The following is a 12,720-nucleotide window of genomic DNA, read 5'->3' on the forward strand; positions in this document are numbered from 1 at the left end:
AAAACCGCCGCTCGGTTTCACGAGAGCGGCGGTTCGTCCAGCAGCGCGATCTGTTCGCGCAATTCCAGCACCCGGTCCTGCCAGTAACGTTGCGTGTTGAACCACGGAAACGCGGCAGGAAACGCCGGATCATTCCAGCGACGCGCCAGCCACGCGCTGTAGTGCAGCAGGCGCAGCGTGCGCAGCGCTTCCACCAGATGCAGCTCGCGCGTGTCGAACTCACAGAAGTCCTCGTAGCCGGCGAGCAGGCTGGCCAGCTGCGACTGCATCGATGCGCGATCGCCTGAGAGCAGCATCCACAGATCCTGCACGGCCGGGCCGGTGCGGCTGTCGTCGAAGTCGACGAAGTGCGGGCCGGCCGAACGCAGCGGGTCGCCTTGCCGGGCGTCGTCTTCTTCGATCCAGAGGACGTTGGAGGCGTGGCAATCGCCGTGCAGGCGCAGCAGTGAGACGTCGCCCGCGCGGTCGTAGCAGCGGCGCACGCCATCAAGTGCGGCGTCGGCGACGCTGCGCCAGGCGGGCAGCAGATCGGACGGGATGAAATCGTGTTCGAGCAGCCAGTCGCGCGATTGCACGCCGAAGGTGTCGATGTCGAGCGCGGGCCGCGCCATGAACGGACGCTGCGCGCCGACGGCGTGGATGCGGCCAAGGAAGCGCCCCATCCATTCGAGCGTGTCGTCGCGGTCGATGGCGGGCACGCGGCCGGCGCAGCGCGGGAAGATCGCGAAGTGCCAGCGCCCAAACGCGTGCAGCGTGCGGCCATCGATTTCCAGCGGCGCGATCACAGGGATTTCCGCCGCCGCCAGTTCCGCCGTAAAGGTGTGCTCTTCGACGATCTGCGTGTCGGTCCAGCGGCCCGGCCGGTAAAACTTGACCACCACCGGGGCGCCGTCTTCCACGCCGACCTGGTACACGCGGTTTTCGTAGCTATTGAGCGCGAACATGCGGCCGTCCGGCATCAGCCCGACCTCCGCCAGCGCATCCAGGATGCTGTCGGGCGTCAGGCCGCCGTATGGCGCTTCGGCGGATGCGGGCAGGCCGCTGTCGTCGCTGCCGTGCATGAACGTCAGCCTTTGCGGCCGCCGAGCAATGCAGCGGCCTTGGCGAACAGGCCGTTGAACGGCTGCTTGGCCGGCTGTGCGGTCTTCTGTGCAGGTTGCGCGGCTTGCGTGCTCTGCGCACGACGCGGATGGCCGCCCTGCCCGTTGCCTTGCGCCTGCCCTTGGCGCTGGCCGCGCGCCTGCGATTGGCCATTGCCGCCCCGCGGCTTCGGTGCCGCCTGGCCGTCGCGCTGACCTTGCGCCTGGCGCTGGCGGTTTGCGCCGCCATTGCGGCCTTGGCCTTGGTTCTGCCCCTGGCCACTGCCGGTCGATTCACGGCGCGGCTCGCGGGGCTCTCGCGGAGCACGCGGTTCGCGCGGCGCGGCATTGCCGCCAGCGGCTTGGCGCGGCTGGCCGCGGCCACCGCCCGGGCGACCGCCACGCGCGTTGTTGCGCCCATTCGGAATCGGCTCCGGCGCAATCGTCGGGTCCGGCTCGAAGCCTTCCAGCACGGTGCGCGGCAGCTCGCGCTTGATGAGGCGCTCAATGTCGCGCAGCAGGCCGTGCTCGTCCACGCAGACCAGCGAGATCGCCTCGCCCTGCGCACCCGCGCGGCCCGTGCGGCCGATACGGTGCACGTAGTCTTCCGGCACATTCGGCAGGTCGAAGTTGACCACGTGCGGCAGTTGGTCGATGTCGATGCCGCGCGCGGCGATATCGGTGGCGACCAGCACGCGCAGCGTCCCGGCCTTGAACTCCGTCAGCGCGCGCGTGCGTGCCGATTGGCTCTTGTTGCCGTGAATGGCCAGCGCGGGGATGCCGTCGCGGGTGAGCTGCTCGGCCAGGCGGTTCGCGCCATGCTTGGTGCGCGTGAAGACCAGCACCTGGTGCCAGTCGTTGTCGCGCACAAGCTTGGCGAGCAGTTCGCGCTTGCGCTCGCGGTCGACCGGATAGATGCGCTGCTCGACCGTCTCGGCCGTCGTGTTGCGGCGCGCGACTTCGATCAGCGCCGGCTTGTCGAGCAGACGGTCGGCCAGTTCGCGAATGTCGTCGGAGAACGTGGCCGAGAACAGCAGGTTCTGACGCTTCGGCGGCAGGATGTTGAGGATCTTGCGGATGTCGTGGATGAAGCCCATGTCAAGCATGCGATCGGCTTCGTCCAGCACCAGCAGTTCAATGTGCGACAGGTCGATGGTGCGCTGGCCGACGTGGTCGAGCAGACGGCCCGGCGTGGCCACGACGATATCGACGCCGCGCTTGAGCGCATCGATCTGCGGGTTGATGCCGACGCCGCCGAACATCACCATCGACTTCAGCGGCAGGTATTTGCCATAGGCGCGCACGCTTTCTTCCACCTGCGCGGCAAGCTCACGCGTTGGCGTCAGCACCAGCGCACGGATCGGGAAGCGCATGCCCTGCGGCGTCTGCACCTTGTTGGGCTGCGATGCAGACAGGCGGTGCAGCAACGGCAGCGTGAAACCGGCGGTCTTGCCGGTGCCGGTCTGTGCACCGGCGAGCAGGTCACCGCCCCTGAGGATGGCGGGGATGGCCTGGCGTTGAATCGGAGTGGGTTCTGCGTAGCCGAGTTCGGCCACGGCACGTACCAGCTTGTCTGACAAGCCGAGTTCGGAAAACGACATGGAAAAGCGATTGGACCGGCGTGTCCCGCGCATTCGTTCGTGCGCCAATCGTGGACAAAGCCTGGGTAGGTGACGGGGCGACTGGACCCCGGGGACTGCGAGAAGGGGCGTAGTTTAGCAGGATGCGGGGTGGGGGGTTTTGTTGGTGTTGGTTTTTGGGTTGTGGTGCATCCGTGTTTCGTGCCCGGCAGGGCACGAAACACGGATGGACCACCGCCCCCCCTTCATCCCCCCCGCAAAGCCGCCAAGGGCGCATTCACCACATCCCCCAGCCGCTCAGCCAACGAATACCTGGCCATATAGCGCCGAAAGTGCGCCAGAAACGCCGTCTCCGCTGGCGTCAACCGCCGCTCCTTGTGCCACAGCAAGTACAGGTCGATATCCGCCACCCCTTCCTCCGGCGGCAAGCGCCACAGCCTCTGTTGCGCGAGATCGTCCGCCACGATGTGTTCCGGCAAGCAGCCGATCCCGTAGCCGGCGAACACCAGCCGCTTGATCTCGTCCAGGCTCGGCGAGGTGGCGACGATACGACCGGTGAATCCCTTCTGATCGCGAAACACCGCCAGCGGCGAGAGCGCATCGCCGAGCTGATCACTCATGAAGGAGACGAAGTTCTCGCCGAGCAGGTCGTCGATCGACAGCCCGGTGCGCCCGAACAACCGGTGGTGCCGTCCGCAGAACACGGCATAGCGCTGGCGCAGGAACAGTTGCCGCTCAAGCTTCTCGACCGGCGTCCGGCACAGGCTCAGCCCAATGCCGGCGCGCTTTTGCGCCAGTGCATCGAGGATGTCCGCGCTGCGCATCACGTCCACCTGCAGATCGACGCGCGGGTGATGCCGATGAAACGCCGCGAGGCATTCGTCGTACACGCCCGATTGGATGCGGCTGACGGTCAGCAGATGCAGCACGCCGCTTACATCGGCCTGCGGCTCGCCGAGTTCGGAGCCGAGCCGCGCGACGTTGCCGTAGACATCGGTGGCAATGCGCAGCACATCTTCGCCCGCGCGCGTGAGGCGGAAGCGCGAGCCGCGCCGTTCGATGAGCGTGTGACCGAGCTGATCTTCCAGGCGCCGTAGCGCGAGGCTCACCGCCGGCTGGGTGATGTGCAGCCGCACCGCAGCCCGGCTGATGCTGCGCTCGTGGACGATGGTGAGGAACGTGCGCAGCAGGTTCCAGTCGAGCCGGTCGCTGACGAGTGCGGGGTCGAAGGCAGACGGTTCCATGATGGCCGGTCGTTCCTCTGAATATGAGTTGAATTTATGCGAAGAATAAGTATTCAGAATTTGACTAATACCCGTCAACCGGCAATAAACACGCATCGCCGCCTCGATGCGGCGAGTAAAAAAACTTGCGAGGAGCACCACCATGCAACTGTCTCAACCGAGCGGGCGCCAGCCTGCGCGCGCGGCCACCGCCGCCTTTGTCGGCACCATGATCGAGTGGTACGACTTCTACATCTACGCCACCGCCGCCGCGCTCGTATTCGGGCCGCTGTTCTTCCCGGGCGGCGATCCGTTCCTGAGCACGCTCGCGTCGTTCGGCACGTTCGCGGTGGGCTTCTTCGCCCGGCCGCTCGGCGGCGTGGTGTTCGGCCACTGGGGAGACCGCATCGGCCGCAAGAAAGCCCTGATGATCACGCTCACGATGATGGGCCTGGCGACCATCGGCATCGGCCTGCTGCCGACGTACGCCACCGCCGGCGCCATCGCCCCGGTCCTGCTCGTGGTGCTGCGCGTGGTGCAGGGCATTGCGGTCGGCGGCGAATGGGGCGGCGCGGTGCTGATGGCCGGCGAGCATGCGCCCCAGGGCCGGCGCACGTTCTTTGCCTCGTTCGCGCAGCTGGGCAGCCCGGCCGGGTTGATCCTCTCGCTGCTGGCGTTCCGCCTCGTCACGTCGATGGAGAAAGACGCGTTCATGGACTGGGGCTGGCGCCTGCCCTTCCTGGCAAGCGCGGTGCTGCTGCTCGTGGGCGTGGCGATCCGCCTTGGTGTGAACGAATCGCCCGAGTTTGCGCAGATGCAGGCGCAACGCAAGACGGCCAAGCTGCCGATCGCCGAGGTCTGGCGCACGGCGCGCGTGCCGCTGCTGCTGTGCATCGGCGCCAACACGATCGGCATCGCGGGCGTGTACTTCACCAACACGTTCATGATTGCGTACACGACGCAGTACCTGTCGCTGCCCAAGACGCTGATTCTCGATTGCCTGTTTGCCGTGGCGATCATCCAGTTCCTCGCGCAGCCGCTCGCGGCGTGGCTCTCCGAGAAGCTCGGCGGCGCGCGCTTCCTCAAGCTGATGGCGCTGCTGGCGATGGCCTCGCCGTATCCGATGTTCCTGCTGGTGCAGACGCGCCACGCTCCGCTGATGGTGCTGGGCATTGCGCTGGCCGTGGTGTGCATGGCGAGCTTCTATTCGGTGATCGCGGGCTTCGTGTCGGGTGTGTTCGAGACACGCGTGCGCTACTCGGCGATCTCGCTGTCGTACCAGGTATGCGGTGCGGTGGCGGGCGGGCTCACGCCGCTGGTCGGCACCGTCCTCGCGCAGCGCTTTCACGGCCAGTGGTGGCCGCTGGCGGTGTTCTACACGCTGCTCGCCGGTGTGTCACTGCTGTGCATCGCGGCCATCGATGCACGCCAATGCGGCCGCGCACCGGCTGCCGATGCGGTGAACGCGTAACGATCTCCATCCACCTGCTTCACCATGCTCACGTTTTTCCATCCTGAACAGCTCCTGCACCACCCGCAGAGCTACTACTCGCGCGGCAAGATGCGCACGCCGCAAGAGGTGCCCGACCGCGCGATCCACCTGCTGCAGGCGGCGCGCGATCTCGGCTTCACCATCACGCGACCCGAAGACCATGGCGTGGCGCCGCTCACCGCGGTGCACGGCGAGCCCTACCTGCGCTTCCTGCAGAACGCCCATGCCGAATGGCAGCGGCTGCCCGAAGACTGGGGCGACGAGGTGATGTCCAACATCTTCGTGCGTGAACCGAACGCGCTGCGCGGCGTGCTGGCCCAGGCGGCACGGTACCTGGCCGACGGCAGTTGCCCCGTGGGGGAGAACACGTGGCGATCGGCCTACTGGTCTGCACAGAGCGCAGCGGCCGGTGCGCAGGCCATCCTCAACGGCGAGCGCATGGCGTATGCGCTGTGCCGCCCGCCGGGGCATCACGCCCGACGCGAGGCCGCTGGCGGTTTCTGCTACCTGAACAACGCTGCCATCGCCGCGCAGGCGCTGCGCGGGAGGTTCCAGCGCGTCGCCATTCTCGACACCGACATGCACCATGGCCAGGGCATCCAGGAAATCTTCTACGACCGCGCCGATGTGCTGTACGTCTCCATCCATGGAGACCCGACCAACTTCTACCCCGTCGTCGCCGGTTTTGACGACGAGCGCGGCACCGGCGACGGCCTGGGCCTGAACGTGAACCTGCCGATGCCGCATCGCTCGCCGGAATCGGTGTTCTTTGACAAGCTCGACCAAGCGCTGGCCGCGCTGGCACGCTTCGAGCCTGACGTGCTGGTGCTCTCGCTCGGCTTTGACATCTACCGCGAAGATCCGCAATCGCAGGTGGACGTATCCACCGAAGGCTTTGGTCGTCTTGGGCAGGCCATCGGCGCGACCGGCTTGCCGACGCTGGTGGTGCAGGAAGGCGGGTATCACCTCGCCACCCTCGCACAGAACGCCGCAGCATTCTTTGGCGGGCTTCAAGCGCCGCTTCGGCCGGCCGGCTGACCTCCCGCCCGGGCGCAAGCGCTTCGGCCCTGCGCCGAATGTTTGCGCCCACTCTCCATGCGGGGCCCGTCCCACCGGCGTCCCCGCCGAAACCTCTCCCCCTCTAGAGTGCTTGCTCGAATCGCACGCTTGGCGTTTTCAAACGTCTGTTCCTAACATGCCCGAGCAACACAAATACACATGTTTGAATCGTGCGTTCGAGCGCTGCAATGCAGCAATCGCGCGCCGGTATCGGACCAAAACAAGAGGTTGGAGACATGGGACGTCCTGGAGCAGGAGACACCAAGGGCCGCATTCTGGAAGCCACCGAACTGCTGTTCATCGAGTTCGGCTACGAGGCGATGTCGTTGCGGCAGATCACGGCGCGCGCCAAGGTCAACCTGGCGGCGGTCAACTACCACTTCGGCAGCAAGGAAGCGCTGATGCAGTCGGTGCTCGGACGCCGGCTCGATCCGCTCAACACGCGCCGGCTCGCCCTGCTGACCGCCTGCGAGGAGCGCTGGACGAAGGAGCAGCTTTCCTGCGATCACGTGCTGGGCGCGCTGTTCGTGCCGGCCTTGCAGATGGCGCGCAATCCGGAAACGGGCGGCCCCGCCTTCCTGCGCCTGATGGGCCGCGTGTACTCCGACACCTCGCCGTTCGTGCAGAACTACCTGCTTGGCCACTACGCGCCGGTCTTCGATCGGTTCTTCGAAGCCTTCTCCCGTGCGTTGCCGCACGTGCCGCGCCCGGAACTCGGCTGGCGCCTGCACTTCGCGCTCAAGGCGCTGGCAGGCGTGCTGGCGGGTGACGACCTGAACAACCTGCTGCCGCTGTTCACGCAGGGCAAGCCGATGAACGATGCATCGCTGCTGGCACGCCTGACCGCGCTGGTGGTGGCCACATTGAATGCGCCGTTGCCGGGCGAGGCGGGAGCGCTGGACCAGGTGGTCGAGCTGGCCGAAGCGCAGGTGCCCACACCGGTGGCACATGCCGACGACGCGGCCGGCGGCAACGATGGCGGCCACGGCGGCGCCGGCCGTCAGGGCGGCCGCCTGACGGAGCGCAGCGCCACGCCGGCCACCGCATCGCCATTCCCGGGCGATCTCTTTGGCCGCACGCCTGGCGCACGCACCGCCATGCAGCAACACGACGGACTGAACGTCGATGAACACGGCGATCACGACGACGAGGCCGACACCTCGGCTGCACCGACCGCACGCACACGGGCCTTGGCCATCCGCCGCAGCAACGCGGCGCGCGCGATCTTCCCGGCCAACCCGATGCGCCCGTGGCGCAGTCCGGGAGCCTGACCGCCCCGGTACTCGCCGCGCGGCGCCGTCGCGCCCAGGCACGGCAGTCGCTCGGGCGCTGGCGTGATGCCGCCCGCCGACACGTACGGCACATGAACGCATCCAACGGAGACCCTCATGACGACGATCTGGATCGTCCTGCTTTGCATCGCCGCGCTCGGGCTTGCCAGCATGGAAGCCTCGGCGCCCGCCTGGCTGATCATGACCGGCGTGTGGCTGGCCGCCGGCGCGTGGCTCGGCCTCGTGGGCCCGGCGGCGACCACCGTACTCGCCATCGTCTTCGTGCTGCCTGCGCTGGTGCTCGCGATCAAGCCGCTGCGCCGCGCTCTGATCACCCGGCGCGTGCTGGCGATGTTCCGCAAGATCATGCCGGAGATGTCGCAGACCGAACGCGACGCCATCGAGGCCGGCACGGTCTGGTGGGATGCCGAACTGTTCTCGGGCCGGCCGAACTGGTCGCGCCTGCTGTCTTCACCGCAGCCTCGCCTGTCGCCCGAAGAACAATCGTTCCTCGACGTGGAAACCGAGAAGCTCTGCGACCTGGCCAACGACTGGGAGAGCACGCAGATCTGGCAGGACATGTCGCCCGAAGCGTGGGCGTATGCCAAGGAGGCCGGCTTCCTCGGCATGATTATCCCGAAGGAGTACGGCGGCAAAGGGTTCTCGGCCTATGCGCACTCGCAGGTCGTGATGAAGCTGGCAACGCGGTGCTCGGCGGCCACCGTGTCCGTCATGGTGCCCAACTCCCTGGGGCCGGCCGAGCTGCTGCTGCACTACGGCACCGAGGCACAGAAGAACCACTACCTGCCGCGCCTCGCCCGCGGTGAGGAGATTCCCTGCTTTGCGTTGACCAACGCGTATGCGGGATCCGATGCGGCGGCCATCCCGGATGTCGGCGTGGTCTGTCGCGGCATGCACGAAGGCCGCGAGACGCTTGGTTTTCGCGTGACCTGGAGCAAGCGCTACATCACGCTCGGCCCCATTGCGACGGTGCTGGGCCTGGCCTTCCGCGCGGTCGATCCGGATGGCCTGCTCGGCGGCGACAAGGAGCCCGGCATCACGTGCGCGCTCATCCCGACCCAGCATCCGGGCGTGAACATCGGCCGCCGCCATTGGCCGCTGAACGCGGTGTTCCAGAACGGCCCGAACTGGGGCAAGGATGTGTTCATCCCGATCGACTGGGTGATCGGCGGGCAGGCGCAGGTCGGCCGCGGCTGGCGCATGCTGATGGAATGCCTCGCTGCGGGCCGCGCGATCTCGCTGCCGTCGTCCAACGTGGGGCTGGCCAAGCTGGCGGTGCGCAGCACGGGCGCCTATGCCGCCGTGCGCCGCCAGTTCCGCACCCCCATCGGCAAGTTCGAGGGCATCCAGGAGGCGCTCGGCCGCATGGGCGGCAATCTCTACATGATGGATGCGGCGCGGCGCCTGTCTGCGCTTGCCGTGGACCTCGGCGAGAAGCCTTCGGTCATCTCCGCCATTGCCAAGTACCACGTCACCGAACGGGCGCGCGATGTGGTCAACGATGCGATGGACATCGTCGGCGGCAAGGGCATCTGCATGGGGCCGAACAACTTCCTGGCGCGCGCGTATCAGCAGGTGCCGATCGCGATCACGGTGGAAGGCGCGAACATCATGACGCGCTGCCTGATCATCTTCGGGCAGGGCGTGATCCGCTGCCATCCGTACGTGCTGCGCGAGATGACCGCCGCGCAAGGCGCCGACTCGCCCGAGACGCTGCGCGCGTTCGATGCAGCGCTGTTCGGCCACGGCGCCTTCATCGCGGGCAACTTCGTGCGGGCGTTCCTGCATGCGCTGTCGGGCGGCCGCGTGGCGCCGGCGCCAGGCAACGCCGCGCCCGAGATGCAGCGCTATTACCGCGCCGTGAACCGCTTCTCGACGGCGCTGGCACTGCTGTCGGACGTGGCGATGTTCACACTGGGCGGCACACTCAAGCGCCGCGAGAGCATCACCGGGCGCCTTGGCGACATCCTCTCGCAGATGTACCTGGTCTCGGCTGCACTCAAGCGCTTCGAAGACGAAGGCCGCCCGGCCGAAGATGCACCGCTCGTGCATTGGTCGGTGCAGGATGCGCTGGTGCGTGCGCAGGACGCGCTCGACGGCGTGCTGGCGAACTTCCCGAGCGCGGGCATCGCCGGATTGCTTCGCGCGATGATCTTCCCGTTCGGTGCCCCGTATCGCAAACCGTCGGATGCGCTTGCGGCGCAGGTGGCCGAACTGATGCAGACGCCGGGGGCCGCACGCGATCGCCTGCTGGCCGATTCGTACTGCCCCACGCCCGACATCGACCCGATCGCCTACGGCGAAGAAGCCTTCCGCCTGCAGCCGACCGTGGACGCCATCGAGCAGCGCCTGAAACCCGCCATCCGCGAGGGGAAGCTTCCGCCCGTGCCGCAGAGCCTCCCCGACTTTGAAGCGTGGATCGCGCAAGCCGTGGCACAGAAGCTCATCGACGAGGCGGAACGCAAGCAGTTGTGCGACTACGCGCGCTTCGGCGAACACGCCGTCGCCGTGGATGACTTCCCGCCGGACTTCAACCTGCTGGCCGACCTGCAGCGCCGCAAGGATGCGCTCGACGCGTTGCAGACCACTGAGCGCCGCGCGGCGTAACACCACCAACGCGCCACCACACAACCACAACGATGCAAGACAAGTACCTCGATTTCGTCGGTTCCGGTTTCGGCAAGTGGCTCTCGGCCAACCTGGGCCTGCCGCAGCCGGTGCCGCTGCGCCGCTATCGGCCGGGAGAGCCGGAATTCGTCGGCCCGTTCCTGGTGGGTGCGGCACCGGGCGGCGCGATGCGCGAGGTGCTCGCCGCGCTGTTTGCCGGGATCGGTGTGCCGACACGCTTTCATGAAAGCGATCCGGAATGGCTCGGCGCGGCCAACCGGCATGGGCAGATCACAGGCCGCTTCGTCGCGCCGACGGGCAAGGACGGCGATGCGTTCGACCGCATCGGCGGCATCGTCTTCGATGCAACGAGCATCACCTCCATTGACGGGCTCGACGCGCTGTACCACGTCTTCCACGACGGTGTGCGCGCGATCGGACGCTGCGGCCGCGTAGTCGTGATCGGACGCCCACCCGAACGCTGCAGGACACCGGAGGCCGCCATTGCCCAGCGTGCGCTCGAAGGGCTGACCCGTTCGCTCGGCAAGGAAATCCGGCGCGGCTGCACGGCACAGCTCGTCTACGTTGCGGCAGGCGCCGAAGGCGCGGCGGAATCGACGTTGCGCTTCCTGCTGTCGGCGCGCTCGGCCTATGTGTCGGGGCAGGTGGTGCGCGTTGGCGCCGCGGTGCCGCGCTCGGTGGATTGGCAAAAACCGTTGGCCGGGCGCACCGCGCTGGTCACGGGCGCGTCGCGCGGGATCGGTGCTGCCATTGCGCACGTGCTCGCGCGCGACGGTGCGCGGGTCCTGTGTCTCGACGTGCCAGCCGCGCAGGACGGGTTGAACAGCGTCGCCCAGGAGATCGGCGGCGAAGCGCTGGCGTATGACATCGCCGCGCCGCAGACGCCTGCCCTGCTCGCACAGCAGATCGCCGCGCTCGGAGGCATCGACGTCCTCGTGCACAACGCCGGCATCACGCGCGACAAGACGATCGCCCGCATGACCGAAGCCGCATGGCGGGCCGTGCTCGACATCAACCTGGCAGCGCAGCTGCGCATCAACGAGGCGCTGCTCGCGGCCAACGCGTTGCGCTCGGGCGGCGCCATCGTCTGCGTGTCGTCCATCAGCGGCATTGCGGGCAACCTCGGGCAGACCAACTACGCGACGTCCAAGGCAGGCGTGATCGGCCTCGTGCAGGCGAGCGCGCCGCTGCTGGCCGAACGTGGGATCACCATCAACGCCGTCGCGCCCGGCTTTATCGAGACGCAGATGACGGCGGCCGTACCGTTCGCAATCCGCGAAGCGGGCCGCCGCATGAACGCGATGAGCCAGGGCGGCCAGCCGGTCGACGTGGCCGAAGCGATTGCGTGGTTTGCAAACCCCGCCTCGAACGGTGTGACCGGCAACGTCGTGCGCGTGTGCGGCCAAAGCCTGCTCGGAGCCTGAGACGACCATGCGCGCCACCCCCACCGCACGCCTGCCCGCCACGCCGTTCACTGCCACGCAGACGCTGGTGACGGAAGCGCCGTCGCCCGGCACGCTGGCATGGCGGGCGCTGCTGTCGCAACGCAAGGGCAAGCGCGGCGGGCCGCTGCCGCGCCGCACGCTGGTCCGCCAGGAGGTGCCGCTCGATGCCGCGCACATCGCGCAATACGGGGCGGTGTGCGGCTTTTCGCCGGCGCACGGCGTGCCGATGACGTATCCGCATGTGCTGGGCTTTCCGCTGCAGCTCATGCTGATGACGGAGTCGGCGTTTCCGTATCCGGTGATCGGCCTGGTGCACCTGTGCAACACGATCCGGCAGCACCAGCGCCTGCAGATCGGCGAGCGCGTGCGGGTGGAGGTGCGCCCGCGGCGGCTGTTCCAGCATCCGCGCGGACAGGCGTTCGCCATCGAGACGGCCATTGTCCGGACGGGCGCGGTGGTGTGGGAATCGCTGTCCACGTATCTGCGCGTTGGCGTGCAATCGCCGCAGGGGGCGCCGCTGATTGCGCTGCCCGCGGCGCAAGGTCTGTCGCCCGACGGCCACTGGGACGTGCCTGCCGACACGGGCCGCCGCTACGCGGGCGTATCGGGCGACTGGAACCCGATCCACGTCTCGGCCATCGGCGCGAAACTGTTCGGCTTTGCGCACCCGATCGCTCACGGCATGTGGACGAAGGCGCGCGCCGTGGCGGCGTTGCTGCCGGCCACGCCGCTCACGGCAGGCGAGGTCGTCGCCGAGTTCAAGACGCCGCTTTCGCTGCCGGGCGCGGCCACGCTGTGGCAGGCCGAAGCCGCGACACCCGGGCGCGCCTTTGAGGTGCGCAACATCGCGGGCGACAAACCCTATTTGCGCGGCGTGCTCACGCTGCTGCCGGCACAACAGAAACACACCGGAGACTGAACC

Annotated in this window: 9 protein-coding genes; 6 read left to right on the plus strand and 3 right to left on the minus strand. The window is 67.8% G+C overall.

All coding sequences use genetic code 11. The features are described from left to right. Positions 1-17: 17 nt before the first annotated feature. The 3 genes from A6M56_RS20430 to A6M56_RS20440 form a co-directional block, all read right to left on the minus strand. Positions 18-1,061 (minus strand): serine/threonine protein kinase, encoded by a 1,044-nt coding sequence (locus tag A6M56_RS20430; protein WP_102080750.1) that lies wholly within the window; start codon positions 1,059-1,061, stop codon positions 18-20. Positions 1,062-1,066: 5 nt separating this feature from the next. Beyond that, positions 1,067-2,680, minus strand: coding sequence for a DEAD/DEAH box helicase (locus A6M56_RS20435; protein WP_102080749.1), 1,614 nt, complete (start codon positions 2,678-2,680; stop codon positions 1,067-1,069). 224 nt (positions 2,681-2,904) lie between these two features. Further along, positions 2,905-3,903 carry a LysR family transcriptional regulator gene (locus A6M56_RS20440; RefSeq protein WP_286758375.1) on the minus strand — a complete coding sequence of 333 codons (999 nt, stop codon included), beginning with the start codon at positions 3,901-3,903 and terminating at the stop codon, positions 2,905-2,907. Between the two features lie 142 nt (positions 3,904-4,045). On the opposite strand from A6M56_RS20440, the gene A6M56_RS20445 reads away from it, so the two are divergent. From A6M56_RS20445 to A6M56_RS20470, 6 genes are all read left to right on the plus strand, one after another. Further along, positions 4,046-5,353 (plus strand): MFS transporter, encoded by a 1,308-nt coding sequence (locus tag A6M56_RS20445; protein ID WP_045785862.1) that lies wholly within the window; start codon positions 4,046-4,048, stop codon positions 5,351-5,353. A 24-nt stretch (positions 5,354-5,377) separates the two neighbouring features. After that, positions 5,378-6,412, plus strand: coding sequence for a histone deacetylase family protein (locus tag A6M56_RS20450; protein ID WP_062739038.1), 1,035 nt, complete (start codon positions 5,378-5,380; stop codon positions 6,410-6,412). 257 nt (positions 6,413-6,669) lie between these two features. Continuing rightward, positions 6,670-7,704, plus strand: a complete 1,035-nt coding sequence (locus tag A6M56_RS20455) for a TetR/AcrR family transcriptional regulator (RefSeq protein ID WP_102080747.1) — start codon at positions 6,670-6,672, stop codon at positions 7,702-7,704. Between the two features lie 117 nt (positions 7,705-7,821). Continuing rightward, positions 7,822-10,332 (plus strand): acyl-CoA dehydrogenase, encoded by a 2,511-nt coding sequence (locus tag A6M56_RS20460; protein ID WP_102080746.1) that lies wholly within the window; start codon positions 7,822-7,824, stop codon positions 10,330-10,332. A 32-nt stretch (positions 10,333-10,364) separates the two neighbouring features. Next, positions 10,365-11,777 (plus strand): 3-oxoacyl-ACP reductase, encoded by a 1,413-nt coding sequence (locus tag A6M56_RS20465; RefSeq protein ID WP_062739041.1) that lies wholly within the window; start codon positions 10,365-10,367, stop codon positions 11,775-11,777. A gap of 7 nt (positions 11,778-11,784) precedes the next feature. After that, positions 11,785-12,717 (plus strand): MaoC family dehydratase, encoded by a 933-nt coding sequence (locus tag A6M56_RS20470; RefSeq protein ID WP_102080745.1) that lies wholly within the window; start codon positions 11,785-11,787, stop codon positions 12,715-12,717. Positions 12,718-12,720 lie beyond the last annotated feature (3 nt).

The organism is Ralstonia sp. RL (assembly GCF_001683835.1).
Taxonomy (GTDB): domain Bacteria; phylum Pseudomonadota; class Gammaproteobacteria; order Burkholderiales; family Burkholderiaceae; genus Ralstonia; species Ralstonia mannitolilytica.